The 17,658-nt window shown below is 70.8% G+C and carries 21 protein-coding genes and 1 pseudogene; 10 read left to right on the forward strand and 12 right to left on the reverse strand.

Translation table 11 applies throughout. The features are described 5' to 3' along the window. Positions 1-11: 11 nt before the first annotated feature. Both RNB18_RS22070 and RNB18_RS22075 read right to left on the reverse strand, forming a co-directional pair. Positions 12-701 carry a hypothetical protein gene (locus tag RNB18_RS22070; RefSeq protein WP_311715822.1) on the reverse strand — a complete coding sequence of 230 codons (690 nt, stop codon included), beginning with the start codon at positions 699-701 and terminating at the stop codon, positions 12-14. A gap of 224 nt (positions 702-925) precedes the next feature. Further along, positions 926-1,723, reverse strand: a complete 798-nt coding sequence (locus RNB18_RS22075) for an RNA polymerase sigma factor SigF (RefSeq protein ID WP_311715823.1) — start codon at positions 1,721-1,723, stop codon at positions 926-928. Between the two features lie 239 nt (positions 1,724-1,962). Between RNB18_RS22075 and RNB18_RS22080 the strand changes: the two genes are divergently transcribed. Beyond that, the gene (locus tag RNB18_RS22080; protein ID WP_311715824.1) at positions 1,963-3,759 is read left to right on the forward strand and encodes a thiamine pyrophosphate-requiring protein; all 1,797 of its coding nucleotides are present in this window, start codon (positions 1,963-1,965) and stop codon (positions 3,757-3,759) included. Here the strand turns inward: RNB18_RS22080 and RNB18_RS22085 are convergent. Next, positions 3,713-3,892, reverse strand: a complete 180-nt coding sequence (locus RNB18_RS22085) for a hypothetical protein (RefSeq protein WP_311715825.1) — start codon at positions 3,890-3,892, stop codon at positions 3,713-3,715. The two genes, RNB18_RS22080 and RNB18_RS22085, sit on opposite strands and share 47 nt — an antisense overlap. Before the next feature lie 123 nt (positions 3,893-4,015). On the opposite strand from RNB18_RS22085, the gene RNB18_RS22090 reads away from it, so the two are divergent. The 5 genes and pseudogenes from RNB18_RS22090 to RNB18_RS22110 all read left to right on the forward strand — a co-directional run bounded on the left by RNB18_RS22090 (position 4,016) and on the right by RNB18_RS22110 (position 8,020). After that, on the forward strand, positions 4,016-4,402 hold the full coding sequence (locus RNB18_RS22090) for a DUF2795 domain-containing protein (protein ID WP_311715826.1): 387 nt from the start codon (positions 4,016-4,018) through the stop codon (positions 4,400-4,402). Continuing rightward, entirely contained in the window at positions 4,399-4,833 is a 435-nt protein-coding gene (locus tag RNB18_RS22095; protein WP_311715827.1) for a CBS domain-containing protein, read from the forward strand. Before RNB18_RS22090 ends, RNB18_RS22095 begins: the two co-directional genes overlap by 4 nt. Beyond that, positions 4,830-5,372: pseudogene (locus RNB18_RS22100) on the forward strand (diguanylate cyclase). The gene RNB18_RS22095 and the pseudogene RNB18_RS22100 overlap by 4 nt, the downstream one beginning before the upstream one ends. 6 nt (positions 5,373-5,378) lie before the next feature. Beyond that, positions 5,379-5,921 carry a type 1 glutamine amidotransferase domain-containing protein gene (locus tag RNB18_RS22105; RefSeq protein WP_311715828.1) on the forward strand — a complete coding sequence of 181 codons (543 nt, stop codon included), beginning with the start codon at positions 5,379-5,381 and terminating at the stop codon, positions 5,919-5,921. Continuing rightward, positions 5,921-8,020, forward strand: a complete 2,100-nt coding sequence (locus RNB18_RS22110) for a catalase (protein WP_311715829.1) — start codon at positions 5,921-5,923, stop codon at positions 8,018-8,020. Before RNB18_RS22105 ends, RNB18_RS22110 begins: the two co-directional genes overlap by 1 nt. Positions 8,021-8,109: 89 nt before the next feature. Here RNB18_RS22110 and RNB18_RS22115 read toward each other — a convergent pair whose 3' ends face one another. Continuing rightward, positions 8,110-8,391 carry a DUF6158 family protein gene (locus RNB18_RS22115; RefSeq protein WP_311715830.1) on the reverse strand — a complete coding sequence of 94 codons (282 nt, stop codon included), beginning with the start codon at positions 8,389-8,391 and terminating at the stop codon, positions 8,110-8,112. A gap of 66 nt (positions 8,392-8,457) precedes the next feature. Between RNB18_RS22115 and RNB18_RS22120 the strand changes: the two genes are divergently transcribed. Next, a complete protein-coding gene (locus RNB18_RS22120) occupies positions 8,458-9,561 on the forward strand; it encodes a baeRF2 domain-containing protein (RefSeq protein ID WP_311715831.1) in 1,104 nt (367 codons plus the stop codon). A 30-nt stretch (positions 9,562-9,591) separates the two neighbouring features. On the opposite strand, the gene RNB18_RS22125 is transcribed toward RNB18_RS22120, so the two are convergent. Next, on the reverse strand, positions 9,592-11,214 hold the full coding sequence (locus tag RNB18_RS22125; RefSeq protein ID WP_311715832.1) for an ABC-F family ATP-binding cassette domain-containing protein: 1,623 nt from the start codon (positions 11,212-11,214) through the stop codon (positions 9,592-9,594). A 113-nt stretch (positions 11,215-11,327) separates the two neighbouring features. Here RNB18_RS22125 and RNB18_RS22130 point away from each other — a divergent pair, with 113 nt between their 5' ends. The 3 genes from RNB18_RS22130 (at position 11,328) to RNB18_RS22140 (ending at position 13,981) form a co-directional block, all read left to right on the forward strand. Continuing rightward, on the forward strand, positions 11,328-12,821 hold the full coding sequence (locus RNB18_RS22130; protein WP_311715833.1) for a bifunctional phosphatase PAP2/diacylglycerol kinase family protein: 1,494 nt from the start codon (positions 11,328-11,330) through the stop codon (positions 12,819-12,821). Positions 12,822-12,921: 100 nt separating this feature from the next. Next, on the forward strand, positions 12,922-13,767 hold the full coding sequence (locus RNB18_RS22135) for a class I SAM-dependent methyltransferase (RefSeq protein WP_311715834.1): 846 nt from the start codon (positions 12,922-12,924) through the stop codon (positions 13,765-13,767). Between the two features lie 43 nt (positions 13,768-13,810). Further along, positions 13,811-13,981, forward strand: coding sequence for a hypothetical protein (locus RNB18_RS22140; protein ID WP_062037266.1), 171 nt, complete (start codon positions 13,811-13,813; stop codon positions 13,979-13,981). 13 nt (positions 13,982-13,994) lie between these two features. Here RNB18_RS22140 and RNB18_RS22145 read toward each other — a convergent pair whose 3' ends face one another. Genes RNB18_RS22145 through RNB18_RS22175 form a run of 7 tightly spaced genes read right to left on the reverse strand, consistent with a single transcriptional unit; the run spans position 13,995 to position 17,657 of the window. After that, the gene (locus RNB18_RS22145) at positions 13,995-14,279 is read right to left on the reverse strand and encodes a gas vesicle protein K (protein ID WP_311715835.1); all 285 of its coding nucleotides are present in this window, start codon (positions 14,277-14,279) and stop codon (positions 13,995-13,997) included. Further along, on the reverse strand, positions 14,276-14,464 hold the full coding sequence (locus RNB18_RS22150; protein ID WP_007385868.1) for a gas vesicle protein: 189 nt from the start codon (positions 14,462-14,464) through the stop codon (positions 14,276-14,278). Before RNB18_RS22150 ends, RNB18_RS22145 begins: the two co-directional genes overlap by 4 nt. Then, positions 14,461-15,231 (reverse strand): GvpL/GvpF family gas vesicle protein, encoded by a 771-nt coding sequence (locus tag RNB18_RS22155; protein ID WP_311715836.1) that lies wholly within the window; start codon positions 15,229-15,231, stop codon positions 14,461-14,463. The genes RNB18_RS22150 and RNB18_RS22155 overlap by 4 nt, the downstream gene beginning before the upstream one ends. Next, the gene (locus RNB18_RS22160; RefSeq protein WP_057608233.1) at positions 15,228-15,566 is read right to left on the reverse strand and encodes a gas vesicle protein; all 339 of its coding nucleotides are present in this window, start codon (positions 15,564-15,566) and stop codon (positions 15,228-15,230) included. The genes RNB18_RS22155 and RNB18_RS22160 overlap by 4 nt, the downstream gene beginning before the upstream one ends. Next, positions 15,563-16,684 carry an SRPBCC family protein gene (locus tag RNB18_RS22165; protein ID WP_311715837.1) on the reverse strand — a complete coding sequence of 374 codons (1,122 nt, stop codon included), beginning with the start codon at positions 16,682-16,684 and terminating at the stop codon, positions 15,563-15,565. Before RNB18_RS22165 ends, RNB18_RS22160 begins: the two co-directional genes overlap by 4 nt. After that, positions 16,684-17,397: a DNA primase gene (locus RNB18_RS22170; RefSeq protein WP_311715838.1), complete on the reverse strand. Its 714-nt coding sequence runs from the start codon at positions 17,395-17,397 to the stop codon at positions 16,684-16,686. The genes RNB18_RS22165 and RNB18_RS22170 overlap by 1 nt, the downstream gene beginning before the upstream one ends. After that, entirely contained in the window at positions 17,394-17,657 is a 264-nt protein-coding gene (locus RNB18_RS22175) for a gas vesicle protein GvpG (RefSeq protein WP_057608236.1), read from the reverse strand. The genes RNB18_RS22170 and RNB18_RS22175 overlap by 4 nt, the downstream gene beginning before the upstream one ends. Between the last annotated feature and the right edge of the window lies 1 nt (position 17,658).

A 17,658-nucleotide genomic window follows, 5' to 3' on the forward strand; every position in this document is an offset into this window, starting at 1 on the left:
GACGTTTCGTCTCAGGCGTCCGCCGAGGGGGACTTGCGGCGCAGCCGGTAGACGGCGCCCGCGGCCGCGCCCGCGATCAGCAGGGCGCCGGCGGCCAGAGCGGGCACGGAGTCGGTGAAGCTGCCGCCCTGACCGGCGTGGACCGGGCTCTGGATGACCGCGGTGCCGCAGCTCTCGGTGCGCGGCTCTGTGCGGGGCTCGGTCTGCGGCTCGGCCTGCGGCTCGGTCTGCGGCTTGGTGCAGGGGCGGTGGCTGCTGCCGGTGGCGGGGCCGCTGGTGACCGTGAAGGTGGCGCTCCAGGCCTGGCCCGGTGCGCGGTCCGCGGTCGGGCAGGTGCCGTCGACGGTCCACGCGGAGTCCGGGCCGACGCCGCCGGCACCTTCCTGAAGTTCCTGGTCGGCGGAGATGTGCGCGGTGCCGCTGTAGGCGGGGCCGGAGACCTTGTCGTCGTTGCCGGGCACCAGCTGCAGCCGGACGGTCTGCGCCTCGAAGGCCTCCGAGGTGGCGTCGACGGTGGCGGGCGGCGTCCCGGTACCGGGATCGCAGGAGACGGACACGGTGACGCTGCCGCCCGGCTGGACACTGCTCGGGCTGACCTCGGCGGCCGGTTCCGCGAAGGCGCTCGGCGGGGCGACGCCCAGGGTGACCCCGAGCGCGGGGAGAACGACGGACAGGGCCCGGAGACGGGCGGTGCGGCGCATGGGGTGGACTCCTTCGGCCGACGACTGCGGGGCCCGTCGTCGGACGTCGGGGTGACGACGACTGGACGGTGACGACGACTGGACCGAGGGCACGACGGTCGCACCCACAGCCATCACAGCCCGGCCCTCCCCGTCCCGCGCGCGGCCGGAGGCCATTGGCGGGACGGAGAGGGCCGAGTGGGTGACGCCGGGGCGCCGGGGGGCGCTTACTCAGAGCGGTTTCGTCACGCGGCGGCGTCCCGCATGATCTGCTCACGCAGCCGTCCGCAGCAGCGGCTGATCAGGCGGGACACGTGCATCTGGGAGATGCCCAGCTGCTCGGCGATCCGGCTCTGGGTCATGTCGCCGAAGAAACGCATGTAGAGGATGGCGCGCTCCCGCTCGGGCAGCGCGGCCAGCCGGGGCCTGACGGACTCGCGGTCGACGACCGTGTCCAGTGCGGGGTCGGCCGAGCCGAGGGCGTCGGCGAGCGAGTAGCCGTCCTCGCTGCCGGGCAGTTCGGCGTCGAGGGAGAGGGCGGTGAAGCTCTCCAGGGCCTCGAGGCCCACCAGGACGTCCTCCTCGCTCATGTTCGCGTGCTCGGCGATCTCCGCGACGGTGGGCCTGCGCCCCGGGATGGTCTGGGCGAGGTCCTGGGAGGCGAAGCGGACCCGGTTGCGCAGGTCCTGGACCCGGCGCGGCACGTGTAGGGTCCACATGTGGTCGCGGAAGTGCCGCTTGATCTCGCCGGTGATGGTGGGGACGGCGTAGCTCTCGAAGGCGTTGCCGCGCGCGGGGTCGTAGCGGTCGACGGCCTTGACCAGGCCGAGGGCCGCGACCTGGCGCAGGTCGTCGAAGCTCTCGCCGCGGCTGCGGAAGCGGCCGGCGAGCCGGTGGGCCATGGGCAGCCATGCCTCGACGATCCGTCCGCGCAGGGTGTCGCGCTCGGGTCCCGGGGGGAGGTCAGCGAGCCTGCGGAAGGAGTCGGCGGTGTCGGGTGCGTCGTCGTGCGGGTGGTGCTTCGCGCTCACTGAAGTGGGCATGTGCGTCGCAACTCCCTTGATAATGCTCTGGGTTGGACGATCGGCGGGGAGCGCGTCCGCACTCGGACAGGCGCGGCCGTGGCGGCCGGGCGCCGCTTCCCCACACGTGCCTCCGGTCCGAAGCACTGTGACGCGCCTGCCCCCGGCCCCCGGCGGCAAACCCGGGGCAGGTTTTCCGGGGCCGCGCAGGGTGACTCGTAAGGCTGCTGCCTGTGCCATCCATGTCGGGAGGTCAGTCCATGAGCACCAAGGTGTCCGATCACATCCTCGAGCGGCTCCGTGAGTGGGGTGTGGACCATGTCTTCGGCTATCCGGGCGACGGCATCAACGGCCTGCTGGCGGCCTGGGGCCGGGCCGACAACCAGCCACGGTTCGTGCAGTCCCGGCACGAGGAGATGTCCGCGTTCGAGGCGGTCGGTTACGCCAAGTTCAGCGGTCGCATCGGAGTGTGCGCGGCGACCTCGGGTCCCGGCGCGATCCACCTGCTCAACGGTCTGTACGACGCCAAGCTGGACCATGTGCCGGTGCTGGCGATCGTCGGCCAGACGCACCGCACCGCGATGGGCGGTTCGTACCAGCAGGAGGTGGACCTGCACACTCTGTTCAAGGACGTCGCCTCGGAGTTCGTGGAGACGGTGACGGTCCCCGAGCAGCTGCCGAACGTCCTGGACCGGGCGATCCGCACCGCGTACGCCCGCCGCTGCCCCACGGCGATCATCATCCCCGGGGACGTGCAGGAGCTCGACTACTCGGCGCCCACCCACGAGTTCAAGATGGTGCCGTCCAGCCTGGACCGCAGCGACTGGACGGCGGTTCCGTCCCAGGAGTCCCTGGAGCGGGCCGCGGAGATCCTCAACTCCGGTGACAAGCCCGCGATCCTGATCGGTCAGGGCGCGGCCGGAGCGCGGGTCGAGGTGGAGCGGATCGCCGAGCTGCTCGGCGCGGGCGTCGCCAAGGCGCTGCTCGGCAAGGACGCGCTGAGCGACGAACTCCCGTACGTCACCGGCTCGATCGGCCTGCTGGGCACGCGACCGTCGTACGAACTCATGCGGGACTGCGACACCCTGCTGACCATCGGGTCGTCGTTCCCCTACACGCAGTTCCTGCCGGACTTCGGCAAGGCGCGGGGCGTGCAGATCGACATCGACCCGCACATGGTCGGGATGCGTTATCCGTACGAGGTGAATCTCGTCGGCGACGCGAAGGCGACGCTGCAGCGGCTGATCCCGATGCTGGACGTGGAGCGCGGCGGGCGCGAGTGGTACGACACGGTGTGCGACAACGTCACGCGCTGGCGCGAGGTGATGGAGCGGCGGGCGCAGCAGACGGCCGACCCGATCAACCCGGAGTACGTGGCACACGCCCTCGACCCGCTGCTGCCCGACAACGCGATCGTCACCTCCGACTCCGGTTCCACCGCCAACTGGTACGCCCGGCACCTGACCATGCGTCCCGGCATGCGCGCGTCGCTGTCCGGCACGCTGGCGACGATGGGTCCCGGGGTGCCGTACGCGATCGGCGCGAAGTTCGCGCACCCGGACCGGCCGGCGATCGCGCTGGTCGGGGACGGGGCGATGCAGATGAACGGCATGGCCGAGCTGATCACCGCGGCCAAGTACCGGGACCTGTGGGAGGACCCGCGGCTGATCGTCGCCATCTGGAACAACCACGACCTCAACCAGGTCACCTGGGAGATGCGGGCCATGGAGGGCGCCCCGTCCTTCCTGCCCTCGCAGCAGCTCCCGGACGTCCAGTACGCCGCGTTCGCCCGCTCCCTCGGTCTGACCGGGATCCGGGTGGAGAAGCCGGAGGACGTGGAGGCGGCCTGGCGGGCCGGTCTCGAGGCGGACGGGCCCGCGGTCCTGGAGTTCCTCACCGACCCGGCCGTACCGCCGATCCCGCCGCACGCGACCTGGGAGCAGATGGAGGCCGCGGCCGCGTCGATCCTCAAGGGTGACGCGGACCGGGCCTCCATGGTGAAGCAGGGCTTCAAGGCGAAGGTGCAGGAGTTCCTGCCGGGGCGGGAGAAGAAGTAGCCACCGGGAGGGCGGCCGGTTCGCGCCGGTCGTCCTCCTGCTCCGACAGCATCAGCTCCTCGTACCGGCCGAGCGCGAGCACGACGCCGAGCATGAGGATCGGTATGAGCGCGGCGAGGACGACCATCGCCATGTCCTTCCCAGGGGAGGTGCGCGGGGGGTGCGGGCCGGGTCTCCCGGCTTCGGTCCGGCAAACCCTGTGTCGGCCTCCGGTGCACGGGTACGCGGTGCGGACCCCGAAGATCTGGAGGGAGACATGCAGCGAGGCAGCGACCGGCTGAGTCGCCACCGTGACGACGAGATGAAGCACGAACTCCAGGGTCTGCTCCGTTCCGGGCATCCCACCCGGAGTGAGGAGTGGAACGACCCGGAGCCGACCGCCGACGACGATCCGCAGGTCTGGGGCGGACCCGTGGCGCCGGGCAGCGACGGGGCGTCGCTGGAGACCGTCCGACTGGAGCTGGCCCGGCTCCTGGGCCGCAGTCCGTTCCCCGCCACTTCCGTGGAGCTGGGGCGGGTGCTGCGCCGCAAGAACGCCCCCGACGCCCTCGCAGAGGCGGTGGAGGGACTGCCACGCAAGGAGAGCTACGCCAACGTCCAGGAGCTCGCTCGGGCACTCACCCGGACCGAGGGCACCCGGTGACGGCGGAGCTCGTGAGGGACGTGATGACGCCCGGTGTGGTGGCCGTCCGCCCGGACGCCTCGCTGGTCGAGGCTGCGCGGCTGATGCGCGCGCAGGACATCGGCGATGTCGTGGTGGCCGACGGTCAGCACGTGGTGGGTCTGCTCACCGACCGGGACATCACGGTCCGGGCCGTCGCCGACGGCGCCGACCCGCTGACGGTGAGTGCCCAGTCGGTGTGCACGCCGGATCCGCTGACCGTCGCCCCCGGCGACCCGGTGACGCAGGCGGTCGCGCTGATGCGCGCGCACGCCGTACGGCGACTGCCGGTGATCGAGGACGGCCTGCCCGTCGGCATCGTGAGCCTCGGGGACATCGCCGAGGGCCGGGACCCGGGGTCGGCGCTCGCCGACATCAGCCGTGCTGATCCGGACGACGGGGCCCCCGTATGAACCGGGGCCAGGCCGCGGAGATCAGTGCCACCGCTGCCACGGTCGACGTCGGGGACGTGACCACCCGGTATCTCCTCTACGGGCTGCTGCCCGGCTGGTTCGTGCCGGGGCTCGCCGACTGGGTGATGCACCGGCGCACCCGCAGTGATCCACTCCCTGATGATGGCCGAAGTGGGCATCCCCATCGCGCTCACCCTGCGCTACGACGTCAATCCCCTGCTCCTCACCGTGCAGTTGGGCGGTGCCGCCCTGCACGAGGCGACCGCGTTGTGGGACGTGAAGACGGCCGTCGACAGCGACCGCGAGGTCAAGCCGGTCGAGCAGCACATCCACAGCTTCCTGGAGTCGCTGCCGTTCGCCGCGCTGGCCGCCCTCATGTGTCTGGGCTGGTGCCACGGCAGCGGCCGCTGTCCCCTGGTTATCTCGCCGGCATCGGCGCCGCGATCGGCGCCTGTGTGCTGCTGCCGTACGGCGAGGAGCTGCTGCGCTGTGCGCGCGCTTCCCGAGCAAGGAAAAAGCTTTCCAGGAAAGGACGTTGAACCATCATGCGTATCGCGTTTCTGACCGCACCCGAGGGCGTCGAGCAGATCGAGCTCACCGATCCGTGGCAGGCGGCGGTGAACGCGGGGCACGAACCCGTGCTCGTGTCGACGGAGCCCGGCAAGATCCAGGCGTTCAACCATCTCGACAAGGCGGACACCTTCCCCGTGCAGGAGGTCGTGGGCGAGACGTCCGCGGACTCCTTCGGCGGGCTGGTGCTGCCCGGCGGGGTGGCCAACCCGGACTTCCTGCGGATGGACGAGAAGGCCGTGGCGTTCGTCCGGGACTTCTTCACCCAGGAGCGCCCGGTGGCCGCGATCTGCCACGCGCCGTGGACGCTCGTCGAGGCGGACGTCGTACGGGGCCGGGTGCTCACCTCCTGGCCGAGTCTCGAGACGGACATCCGCAACGCGGGCGGCACCTGGGTGGACGAGCAGGTGAAGGTCTGCGAACACGGGAACAACAAGCTGGTCACCAGCCGCAAGCCGGACGACCTCAAGGCGTTCTGCGAGACGTTCCTGGACGTGTTCGCGAAGGAGGCCGCCTAGTGGACTCCGCCGACCGCAAACAGCGTCAGCGCGAAGGTTTTCACGCCGACGACCCGACCGCCGGGCCACTCACCACCGACCAGGGCGTCGGAGTCGACCACACCGACGACTCGCTCGCCGCCGGTGAGCGCGGTCCGACGCTCATGGAGGACTTCCACTTCCGGGAGAAGCTCACCCACTTCGACCACGAGCGGATCCCGGAGCGAGTGGTGCACGCGCGGGGCGCGGGCGCGTACGGCTACTTCGAACCGTACGAGTCCTGCGCGGAGTTCACCCGTGCCGCCTTCCTCCAGGACCCGGCGGTCCGCACCCCCGTCTTCGTGCGGTTCTCGACCGTGCAGGGGCCCAAGGGTTCCGCGGACACCGTGCGGGACGTGCGGGGCTTCGCCACCAAGTTCTATACGTCGGAAGGCAATTACGACCTCGTCGGGAACAATTTCCCGGTCTTCTTCATCCAGGACGGCATCAAGTTCCCGGACTTCGTGCACGCGGTGAAGCCGGAGCCGCACAACGACATCCCCACCGGCGCCTCGGCGCACGACACCCTGTGGGACTTCGTGTCGCTCCAGCCGGAGACCCTGCACGCGATCATGTGGCTGATGTCGGACCGGGCGATCCCGCGCAGCTACCGCATGATGCAGGGCTTCGGTGTGCACACCTTCCGGTTCGTGAACGCGGAGGGCAGGGGCACCTTCGTGAAGTTCCACTGGAAGCCGCGGCTGGGCGCGCACTCGCTGGTGTGGGACGAGGCACAGGAGTGCCAGGGCCGTGACCCGGACTTCAACCGGCGCGACCTGTGGGACGCCATCGAGGCCGGCGAGTACCCGGAGTGGGAGCTCGGCGTGCAACTCGTGCCGGAGGAGGACGAGTTCGCGTTCGACTTCGATCTGCTCGACGCCACGAAGCTCATCCCGGAGGAGCAGGTGCCCGTCCGGCCGATCGGCCGGATGGTGCTCGACCGCAATCCGGAGAACTTCTTCGCCGAGACCGAGCAGGTCGCCTTCCACACCGCCAACGTCGTGCCCGGTATCGACTTCACCAACGACCCGCTGCTCCAGGCCCGCAACTTCTCCTACCTGGACACCCAGTTGATCCGGCTGGGCGGGCCCAACTTCTCGCAGCTGCCGGTGAACCGGCCGGTGGCGCCGGTGCGCAACAACCAGCGCGACGGCTACCACCAGAGCACGATCCACCGGGGCACGAACTACTTCCCGAACTCACTCGGCGGCGGCTGCCCGGCCCACGCCGGTGTCGACGGGAACGCGTTCACGCACTACGCGGAACGCGTGGACGGACACAAGATCCGGCGGCGCAGCCCGAGTTTCCAGGACCACTACAGCCAGCCCGCGCTGTTCTGGAACAGCATGGCCGACTGGGAGAAGCAGCACATCGTCGAGGCGTTCCGGTTCGAGCTGGGCAAGGTGGGCGCGCGGACCGTGCGAGCCCGGACGGTCGAGCACCTCGCGAAGGTGGACGGCGCGCTGGCGACGCAGGTGGCGCGCGGCATCGGGGTACCGGAACCGACCGCGGGCGAGACGGTGTCCAAGCTCTCCTCCCCCGCTCTCAGCCTGGAGTCGCTGCGCGGCGACGGTTCCATCCGCACCCGGCAGATCGCGGTCCTGGTCACCGACGGGATCGACGCCGATCAGGTGACCTCGGTGCGGGAGCGGCTGGCCGCCGAGGGCGCGATCGTGGAGGCGCTGGCTCCGACGGACGGCGAGGTGCGGGGCTCCGACGGCGAGCTGTACACGGTGGACCGCGCGCTGCCGACCGTCGCGTCCGTGCTGTACGACGCCGTCCTGCTGCCCGGGGGTCCCGTGGGCACCCCGCCGACGGCCGCCGACCAGGACGTCATGCGTTTCGTGCGGGACGCCTACCGGCACGGCAAGCCGATCGGCGCGCTCGGCTCGGGCGTCGGGATCCTGTCATCGCTTGAGCCGGAGGGACTGCGGCTGTCCACCGAGTTCCACCGCGTGGAGAGCGACCAGGGCGTGGTGACGGAGACGTCCCCGGGTCCGGCGGGCGAGGACTTCCTGAACGCGTTCGTGGCCGCGATCGCGTCGCACCGGCACTGGGACCGGCTGCCCACGCGCCACTGAGCCTGCGGGCACCTCATCGGTGGCCTGCTGATCATGTGATCGGCAGGTCACCGTCGGCTGTCCGCGCAGGTCCCCCCTGGTCGGTCCGGTCAGTCCAGCGCCGGTGTGGCCGATTCCCCCGGCCCACGGTCCCGCGCGCCCTCACGCGTGCGGCCCGCGGCGACCGTCCGGCGCGGGTTGCGGCGCAGATACTCGCCCTCGAGCCGGGCCATGCGCTGGTTGTGGGTACTGAGCGCGTCGTTCGAGCCGTGGAGCAGCGTTTCGTGCCGGGTGCGATGGATCGTCTCCAGCTCTTTCATGAGCTGCTGGTCGTCCAACCTGCTGGGGTCGACTCCGGTCATGGTGGTACCCCGCTCGTCGTGTTCGTTCATGTGCTTCGGGTACCCGCCCGGCAAGCATTACCGCATTGCCCCCGAGCGGCATCCGGGAGGGAACCCATGGATCTCGCCTTTCTGCATCCACTCTACGAACATCCGGGCCCCTGGGCCTCTGTGTACGTCGACGCCCCCCGCCCCACGGAGGACACCCTCCACGAACGGCATCTCGCGGCGGTCGCGGTCGCCCGCGAGCTGTCCACGCAGGGGGCCGACGAGGAGACCTGCGTGGCCGTGCGGGAGGCGATCGAGGAACTGCGGCACTCGTCCGAACCCCACGGCCGGGCCCTCTTCGCACGGGCCGGCGAGGTCGTCCTGGACCCGGTGCTGACCAGGTCCCCCGAGGGCAGCCTGGTCCGCTGGGCCCCGCTGCCGCACACCGCGCCGCTGCTGGAGCTGGCCGGCGAGGACCCGGTGTGCGTGGTGGCGTACGTCGACCGCAAGGGCGCCGACTTCGAGCTGCGCGGGGCGCTCGGCCGGCAGGGCGCCGGTTCGGTGACCGGCAAGCAGTGGCCCGTGCACCGGACGACCAGCTCGGACTGGTCGGAGCGGCACTTCCAGCTGCGGGTGGAGAACACCTGGGAGCACAACGCGGCCGAGATCGCGGACGCGCTCGCCGTCTGCCAGGAGGAGACCGGCGCCGACCTGCTGATCCTGGTCGGTGACGAGCGGGAGAAGCGGTCCGTGCACGAGCGGCTGCCGAAGCGGCTGCAGGGCCGGGTCGTCGAGGCCGAGCACGGCGCCGGCAGCCGGCTGCTCGACGAGGACGTGGAAAAGGCGCGTGCCGAGCATGTACGGCAGCGCGCGGAGCGGGAGCTGGAACGGTTCCTCGCGGCCCGCACTCCGGGCGACGACGGGCAGCCCGGAGCCGTGGAGGGCGTGCCCGCGCTGGTCGAGGCGGCGCGCGAGCACCGGATAGACCAGCTCCTGATCCGCCCGGACGGGCCCGACGCGCACCGCGAGGTGTGGGTCGGGGAGGACCCGGACCAGTTGGCGGTCCGCCGCACGGATCTGAAGATCCTCGGCGAACAGAACTCCTGGTCGGCCCGGGCGGACGACGCGCTGATCAGGTCGGCGGTGGCGACGGGGGCTCCGGCGCTCTCGGTGACACCGGTGAGCGAGGAGACCCCGGTGGGCGGCCTGGGCGCACTGCTGCGCTGGGCCTGAGACGCCTCGGACGGGCCCGGTGACCTGCGGTTACCGGGCCCGTTCCACGCGTCGCTCGTCCCACACCGGCTCCGCCGTCTCGCGCACCCGCCCGTCCGCGCCGAAGACCAGGTACCGGTCGAAGGAGCGCGCGAACCAGCGGTCGTGGGTGACCGCGAGGACCGTGCCGTCGAATGCCTCCAGGCCCTCCTGGAGGGCCTCCGCGGACTCCAGGTCAAGGTTGTCCGTGGGCTCGTCCAAGAGGAGCGCGGTGACGCCCTGGAGCTCCAGGAGGAGGATCTGGAAGCGGGCCTGCTGGCCGCCGGAGAGCCGGTCGAAGCCCTGCTCGGCCTGGCCGGTCAGTTCGTAGCGGCGCAGCCGGGACATCGCGGCGCCCCGGTCCTGGGCGTGCTCCTTCCAGAGGATGTCGAGAAGGGTGCGGCCGAAGAGCTCGGGGTGGGCGTGCGTCTGCGCGAAGTGCCCGGGCACGACCCGCGCCCCGAGCTTCCACTGCCCGGTGTGCGCCACGGTGGAGTCCCCCGCCAGCAGCCGCAGGAAGTGCGACTTGCCGGAGCCGTTGGAGCCGAGGACGGCGACGCGTTCGCCGTAGAAGACCTCCAGGTCGAAGGGCTTCATCAGGCCGGTCAGTTCAAGTCCCGTACAGGTGACGGCCCTTACGCCGGTACGACCGCCCTTGAGCCGCATCTTGATGTCCTGCTCGCGCGGCGGCTCGGGCGGCGGGCCGGCTTCCTCGAACTTGCGCAGCCGGGTCTGGGCCGCCTGGTAGCGGGACGCCAACTCGTGGCTGATGCTGGCCGCCTGACGGAGATTCAGCACCAGCTTCTTGAGCTGCGCGTGCTTCTCGTCCCAGCGCCGGCGCAACTCCTCGAAACGGGCGAAGCGTTCGCGCCGCGCCTCGTGATACGTGCCGAAACCGCCGCCGTGCACCCAGGCGTCCGCCCCGGCGGGCGAGGGCTCCACCGACACGATCTTCTCGGCGGCCCGGGAGAGCAGCTCCCGGTCGTGGGAGACGAAGAGCACCGTCTTGCGGGTCTCCTTCAGCCGCTCCTCCAGCCAGCGCTTGCCGGGCACGTCGAGGTAGTTGTCCGGCTCGTCGAGCAGCAGCACCTGGTCCGTGCCGCGCAGCAGAGCCTCCAGCACCAGCCGCTTCTGCTCACCGCCGGACAGGGTCCGTACCTGCCGGAACTGTGCCTTGTCGTACGGCACCCCGAGCGCGGCCATGGTGCACATGTCCCAGAGCGTCTCGGACTCGTACCCGCGCACCTCGGCCCAGTCGGAGAGGGCCTGCGCGTACTTCAGCTGGGCGGCCTCGTCGTCGACGGTCATGATCAGGTGCTCGGCCCGGTCGACGGCCTGCGCGGCCTCCCTGATCCGCGGCGGCGCGACCGACACGAGCAGGTCCCGGACGGTCGTCTCGTCCCGTACGGACCCCACGAACTGGCGCATCACCCCGAGGCCGCCACTCACGGTCACCGTCCCGCCGTGCGGTTTCAGCTCGCCGGAGATCAGCCGCAGCAGGGTGGTCTTGCCGGCGCCGTTGGGCCCGACGAGGGCCACGACGGCTCCTTCCCCCACCCGGAAGGACACATCGCCGAGCAGCGCCCTCCCGTCGGGGAGGTAGTACTCGAGGTGCGCGGCTTCCAGATGTCCCATGGGGCGCATTGTCGACGCGAGGACGGGACCAGGGCAAACCCATATTGCTTGGTACCGGGCAAGGGGTCCAGGGGCGCGGCGCATGCCCGCCGGTTGCGGGTACCCGACTCACCATGAGCCCAGACGTAGACCTCACCGCCCGCCGCCCCGGCCCCCGCTTCCTACGCGACCGCCTCCTCGCCCTGGACTCCCGTCTCTTCGAGTTCGCGGCCGGCCGGAACTGGCCCGCGGCCGAGCCGATCCTCCCCCGACTGAGCAGAAGCGCGAACCACGGCGTGCTCTGGTTCGCCACCGCCGCCGCGATGGCCGCGAGCCGCACCCCGCGCTCCCGCCGTGCGGCAGCCCGGGGCCTGGCCTCCCTGACCCTCGCCTCCCTGACCATCAATACCCTCGGCAAGCGCTCGGTCCGCCGCACCCGCCCCGTCCTGGACCCGGTCCCCCTGGTCCGGCAACTGAAGCGGCAGCCGATCACGACCTCGTTCCCCTCCGGCCACTCCGCGTCGGCGGCGGCCTTCGCGACCGGCGTCGCGCTGGAGTCCCCGGCCTGGGGCGCCGCCGTGGCCCCGGCCGCCTGGTCGGTCGCGCTCTCCCGGGTCTACACGGGTGTGCACTTCCCGAGCGACGTCCTGGCCGGTGCGGCGCTGGGCGCGGGCGCCGCGTTCGCCGTACGGGGCCTGGTGCCGACGCGCGCCCAGGTCGTACCGCCGGCCCGGCCCCGTGCGCAGGTGCCCGCACTGCCGGACGGCGAGGGTCTGGTGATGGTGGCGAACACCGCCTCGGGCACCGCCGACCGGGTGCGCGCCCTGCACGACGGGCTGCCGCTGGCCGAGATCGTCGAGTGCGAACCGACGGACGTGCGGGCCGAGTTGGAGAAGGCGGCGGCCCGTGCCACGGTGCTCGGCGTGTGCGGCGGCGACGGCACGGTCAACGCGGCCGCCGAGATCGCCCTGCGGCACGGCGTACCGCTCGCGGTGCTGCCCGGCGGCACCCTGAACCACTTCGCCTACGACCTCGGCGTGGAGGGAGCGCGGGACCTGACCCGGGCCGTCCAGCAGGGCGAGGCCGTGCGCGTGGACGCGGGCCGGTTCAGCAGCGACGGCCGCGAGGGTGTCTTCGTCAACGCGTGCAGCCTGGGCGTGTATCCGGAGCTGGTGCGCGAGCGGGAGCGCTGGTCGCGCCGGGTCGGCGGCTGGCCTGCCGGGGTGGTCGGGGCGCTGCGGGTGCTGCGGGCCGACCGGCATCCGCTGGAGGCCGGGTTCCGGGGCCGGACCAGGCCGCTGTGGCTGCTGTTCGTCGGCAACGGCACCTATCACCGGATGGGGCTCACCCCCGGCCGCCGCACCGACCTCGCCGATGGACAGTTCGACGTGCGGGTCGTGCACGGCGGACGCCGGCCCGCGCTGCGCCTGCTCGCCGCCGCGGTCGCGGGCCCCCTGACCCGGTCCCCCGCCCACGCGGCGGTCCAGGTGGGGCGACTGCATCTGTCGGGCGTCGCGCCGGGCACGCTGCTCGCCTACGACGGTGAGGTGACCGACGTGGAGGGCGCGGTGACGCTGGAGAAGCTGCCGGAGGCACTCACCGTGTACCGCCCTCTGCCCGGGAACTGATCGCCCGTCAGTCCACATGGCAATACACGGGTCTCACCATTCGACATACGGGCGTACGGTTCTGCGTACCGACGGACATGTCGAAAAGGGGAGCTCAGTCATGCCGGAATCGCAGGACAAGGCGCAGGACAAGCCGCGGGAGACCGCCGTCTACACGCACGGCCACCACGAGTCCGTGCTGCGCTCGCACACCTGGCGCACCGCCGCCAACTCAGCCGCCTACCTGCTCGGTTCACTGAAGCCCCACATGAAGATCCTGGACATCGGCTGCGGGCCCGGCACGATCACCGCCGACCTGGCGGCCCTGGTCCCGGACGGGCATGTCACGGGCGTCGACCACGCGCCCGGCATCCTGGACCAGGCCCGCGCCACGGCGGCCGAGCGGCATCTGACGAACGTCGACTTCGCGGTCGCGGACGTGCACGCCCTGGACTTCGAGGACGACACCTTCTGCGTGGTCCACGCCCACCAGGTGCTGCAGCACGTCGGAGACCCGGTGCGGGCGCTGCGCGAGATGAGGCGGGTCACCAGGCCGGGCGGATTCATCGCGGTACGCGACTCGGACTACGCGGCCATGACCTGGTACCCGGCCTCCGCGGGGCTGGACGACTGGCTGGACCTGTACCGCCGGGTGGCCCGGGCCAACGGCGGTGAGCCGGATGCCGGGCGGCGGCTGAAGTCCTGGGCGCTGCGGGCGGGTCTGACGGACATCACGGCGAGCTCCGGCACCTGGACCTACTCCACCGCCGAGGAGCGGGAGTGGTGGAGCGGGCTGTGGGCGGACCGCACGGTTGCCTCGGCGTACGCACAGCGGGCCACCGAGGGCGGCCACGCCACCACGGAGCGCCTGCGGGCCGTCTCGGACGCCTGGCGGGACTGGGGCAAGAAGGACGACGGCTGGTTCTGTGTGCTGCACGGAGAAATTCTGTGCCGAAAGGAAGTCTGAAACGCAGATTCCGGGAAACTCAGGAATGCAGGAGGTTCACATTATGATTGCCATCCTGCTCGTGCTGCTTCTGGTGCTGATTCTTTTCGGCGCCGGTTTCGCAGTGAAGATTCTCTGGTGGATCGCACTGGCTGTGCTCGTACTGTGGTTGCTGGGGTTCCTGATGCGTGGGACGACATCGGCCGGAAGCAGGGGTCGTTGGTACAGGTGGTGACCTTCCCCGGAATTCATTCCCGGGGAAGCAACGGTCCCAGCGGCCCGAGGTCCAGGTTCAGGTCCTCGGGCCGCAGTCCGTACCGCTCGCGCAGTTCGGTCATGCGGTCGTCGAGGAGCATCAGGGTGAGCCCGATCCGCTCCTCCTGCTCCTCGCTCAGGTCGCCCACGTCGAACCGGCGCAGCGCCTGGCGCTCCATGAGCTGCCGCAGCAACTCCACGACGGTCAACACGAGCTTGACCAGGTCACGTTCGACCGTGTCGGGCTCCAGGTCCAGCCGGTTGCGTCGGGTAGTCACAGCAACTCCTCCCACGGTGAGGGGACTTGGGCGTTGACCGAGCTGATCAGCGCGTTCAGGTCGATGCGCACGAGGTCGACGTCCGCGATGCGAAGGGTGATGTCCCCCGTGATGACGACCCCGCCGGCCAGCAGCCGGTCGAGCAGGTCGACGAGGGCCACCTCACGGCGTTCGATGACGGTCACGGCTGCTGTTCCTCCCCCGCGAAGGAATAGGCCGCCCAGGGCCCTGTGAGTTCCACACGCATTCCCGGGACGTCGTCCTTGGTCCGGTCCACCATTTCCACGAATTCCTCGGACTCGCCGCGCGGTACGAGATAGGCGGCATTCAGAACATTCTGCCCTGAGGCCCCGGAAAGCGTGGGGTTCTGCGGGGCGTGCAGCCGCGCGTCCTCGGCGTAAGCGGAAAGCTTTTCGTGCAGCCGGGTCGCGAAAGCCTCCGCCTGCTGCCACATGTCCTCGTGCGAACGCACCCGCTGGCGCCGCTGCCGCAGATAGTCCCGGCCCGAGACCGGCTTGGCCGGCGTCTCGGTGGTCTCCGCACGGGCCGGGGCCGCCGGCTCGACGTACACCTTGACGCCCCATTCCACCCGGCCCTTCAGCCGGTCGAGGGTGCGCCGGAAGCCTTCCTCGCGTTCCTCGATCATCACCCGGACGCCGCTGTCGTCACGGAAGACGGTGCCGAGCCTGAGCGGCAGCGGGGTGGTGACGACGGTGAGCGCGTCGATCACGCTCTGGTGGGCACGCACGGTCGTGCTGAGCCACTCCAGGTCCTCCAGATGCCTGTGGAGCGGTTCTTCGGCGAAGTCCCGCTCCGGCACATGACTGACGACGGCCACCAGGTCGTGGTGATGCAGCAGTCTGGGCGGATCACCGGCCACCCCCGCCAGCTGGGCCTGCAACGGGGTGCCGAAGGGGCGGCAGACGGCGTACACGTACCGCAGTCCGGTCATGAACTCTCCTCCTCGGCACGGCGGCTGGGCTCCAGCTCCTCCAGGCGCGCGAGCCTCTCGCGCAACTCGGCGTTCTCCCGGGTGAGTTCGTCACGGCGGGCGCGGGTGGACAACGCCGGGTCGTCCTCCCACCAGTCGATACCCATCTCCTTGGCCTTGTCGACCGAGGCGACGATGAGCCGCAGTTTGATGGTGAGCAGCTCGATGTCGAGAAGGTTGATGCGGATGTCCCCCGCTATGACGATGCCTTTGTCCAGCACACGCTCCAGGATGTCGGCCAGGTTGGCGCCGCTCCCCTGGCCGTACGGATCCGGGAGCCGGCTGGGCATGCTCATCGTCGGCTCCCGCCCTCGGCGTACTCGTATTCCTCTTCCTCTTCCTCGGGCACGTCTTCCTCGTCCGCGGGCGCCTCGGCCTCAGCCTCTTCCTCGGGCTCCTCCTCGGCCTCCTCGTCGTATTCCTCGTACTCGTCCTCGGGCTCGCCCTCGTCCTCGGGCTCGTCCTCGGTCTCGTCCTCGGCGTACGGGCCTTCCTGTTCTTCCTCTTCCTCCTCGGTGCCCTCGGCCTCTTCCTCTTCCGCCACCGCGTCCTCGTGGCTCTTGACGACCTCGCCGTCCTCGATCTCGCCGCGCCAGCCGTCCTCCGCCTCTCCCTTGAGGGTGATGAAGCGGGCGAAGTGCTTGAGGTCCAGCCGGGCCCGGCGGCCCTGGGCGCGCCAGATGTTGCCGGTCTTCTCGAACAGGCCCTGGGGGTAGTACTCGATCACCAGCAGGACACGGGTGAGGTTGTCGGCGAGCTTGTGGAAGGAGACGACGCCCTTGGTCGTGCCCTTGGCGCCCTCCGACGTCCACTGGATCCGCTCGTCGGGGACCTGCTCGGTGGTGGTCGCCTTCCAGCCGCGACTGGACCAGAAGATCTTCGCCTGCCAGTCGGTGTGGGTGTCGTCGGCGCGGTTCGCGCTCTTGACGCCCTTCGCGAAGGTGGAGAAGTCCTGGTACTGGGTCCACTGGTCGTAGGCGGTGCGCAGCGGCACGCCGACGTCGATGAACTCGATGATCACCGTGGGCTTCTGGCCCGCGCCGCCCTTGCCCTTGCCTTTGCCCTTGCCGCCGCCGAGGTTCTTCAGCGCGCCGACCACGTTGTCCTTCGCACGGGTGGCACCGACCTCCACCGCGGAGCGCAGTGGTCCCTTGCCCTCGGCGAGCTTGCGGCCGCCGTCGAGGGCGAGCTTGCCGAAGCCGGGGCTGTTGCCCTCGGCGATGTCGTTCAGCTTGCCGGTGGTCTCGCCCAGCTTGCGGCCGACGCCGACCAGCATGCGCTGGGCCTGCGCGGAGACGTACTCCTGCAGCTCGGCCTTGAGCCGGTCGGCGGCCTCGCTGTGGGCCACGTCGGTGAGCGGGTTGTTCTTCGCCTTGTCAGTCGCCTTGCCGGCGGATCCGAGCGTTTCGGTCATCACTCACCGCCTCCCTTCGGCAGCCGGGCCCGGGCACCTCGGCCTGCCCCGCCACCCGCGGTCGCCTTCTTGGCGGCCGTCCTCTTCGCCGTGGTCTTCTTGGCCGCGGTCTTCTTGCCGGCCGTACGGCCCTGGCTCTGCGCCGTCTTCTTCGTGGGCGGCTTGCGGCCCGGCGCCTTCTGCGCGGTCTTCTTGGCGGGGGCCTTCTTGGCGGTCTTCTTCGCCGCGGCCGGAGCCTCGTCCTGCTCGTCCCCGGCCTCGTCGGCCTCGTCGTCCTCGTACTCGTCCGAGGGCTCCTCGTCGGCCTCGGCCTCCGTGTCCCCAGTCTCCTCCTCGCGGGGCTCCTCGTCGCCCTCGGACTCCTCGTCCTCGGAGAGGCCGGGCACCTCCGGCACCACGCCCGAGAGCTGGTCGCGGACCTCGGCGGTACGGCCGTGCAGCCGGTCGGCGATCGCGTCGATCTGCCGCTCCACCATGGCACCCGAGGCCGCCTTGCCGACGCCTCGCAGGTCCTCGCGGAGCGTGTCCCCTATCTCCTTGAACTGCGGGTTCTTCAGCAGTTGCTGGGAGACCAGGTCAGCCACGGCCTTCGGGCTGAGGTGCATCCGCTTGCCGGCCACGAGGGTGCCGACGGCGAAGGCGAACTTCAGTTTTTTCGTACGTCCGAGGACGTATCCGGCCCCTATCGCGAGGCCCATTCCCACTCGGTTCATAGTGTCGTCCCGTCGCCAGTCCCCGCGCCGCCGCGCAGGCCGATCTCCAGTCGTTCGAGGAGTTCGTCCTCCTGTCGGTCGAATTCCTCCTCGTCGATCTCGCCCGCCTCGAGTCGCTCCTCGAGCCGGGCGAGTTCGGCCCGGACCGTGGCCGGGTCGTAGTAGAGGCGCTCCGCTTCGTTCAGCACCTGTCTGATCACCCAGCCGCTGCCGCGTACCGGGGCGAACGGCAGCAGCAGCACCTCTCCGATGAGACCCATC

Origin of the sequence: Streptomyces doebereineriae (genome assembly GCF_031845645.1) — a bacterium.
In the GTDB taxonomy this organism is placed as follows: Bacteria; Actinomycetota; Actinomycetes; order Streptomycetales; family Streptomycetaceae; genus Streptomyces; species Streptomyces canus.

Coding starts and splice junctions, on each gene's coding strand:
- RNB18_RS22140 (WP_062037266.1), top strand. CDS start 13,811: ATGATTGCCATCCTGCTCGTGCTGCTTCTGGTGCTGATTCTTTTCGGC.
- RNB18_RS22085 (WP_311715825.1), bottom strand. CDS start 3,892: ATGGCGATGGTCGTCCTCGCCGCGCTCATACCGATCCTCATGCTCGGC.
- RNB18_RS22125 (WP_311715832.1), bottom strand. CDS start 11,214: ATGGGACATCTGGAAGCCGCGCACCTCGAGTACTACCTCCCCGACGGG.
- RNB18_RS22135 (WP_311715834.1), top strand. CDS start 12,922: ATGCCGGAATCGCAGGACAAGGCGCAGGACAAGCCGCGGGAGACCGCC.
- RNB18_RS22080 (WP_311715824.1), top strand. CDS start 1,963: ATGAGCACCAAGGTGTCCGATCACATCCTCGAGCGGCTCCGTGAGTGG.
- RNB18_RS22070 (WP_311715822.1), bottom strand. CDS start 701: ATGCGCCGCACCGCCCGTCTCCGGGCCCTGTCCGTCGTTCTCCCCGCG.
- RNB18_RS22165 (WP_311715837.1), bottom strand. CDS start 16,684: ATGACCGAAACGCTCGGATCCGCCGGCAAGGCGACTGACAAGGCGAAG.
- RNB18_RS22130 (WP_311715833.1), top strand. CDS start 11,328: ATGAGCCCAGACGTAGACCTCACCGCCCGCCGCCCCGGCCCCCGCTTC.
- RNB18_RS22170 (WP_311715838.1), bottom strand. CDS start 17,397: ATGAACCGAGTGGGAATGGGCCTCGCGATAGGGGCCGGATACGTCCTC.
- RNB18_RS22155 (WP_311715836.1), bottom strand. CDS start 15,231: ATGACCGGACTGCGGTACGTGTACGCCGTCTGCCGCCCCTTCGGCACC.
- RNB18_RS22175 (WP_057608236.1), bottom strand. CDS start 17,657: ATGGGTCTCATCGGAGAGGTGCTGCTGCTGCCGTTCGCCCCGGTACGC.
- RNB18_RS22075 (WP_311715823.1), bottom strand. CDS start 1,723: ATGCCCACTTCAGTGAGCGCGAAGCACCACCCGCACGACGACGCACCC.
- RNB18_RS22120 (WP_311715831.1), top strand. CDS start 8,458: ATGGATCTCGCCTTTCTGCATCCACTCTACGAACATCCGGGCCCCTGG.
- RNB18_RS22090 (WP_311715826.1), top strand. CDS start 4,016: ATGCAGCGAGGCAGCGACCGGCTGAGTCGCCACCGTGACGACGAGATG.
- RNB18_RS22115 (WP_311715830.1), bottom strand. CDS start 8,391: ATGAACGAACACGACGAGCGGGGTACCACCATGACCGGAGTCGACCCC.
- RNB18_RS22105 (WP_311715828.1), top strand. CDS start 5,379: ATGCGTATCGCGTTTCTGACCGCACCCGAGGGCGTCGAGCAGATCGAG.
- RNB18_RS22160 (WP_057608233.1), bottom strand. CDS start 15,566: ATGAGCATGCCCAGCCGGCTCCCGGATCCGTACGGCCAGGGGAGCGGC.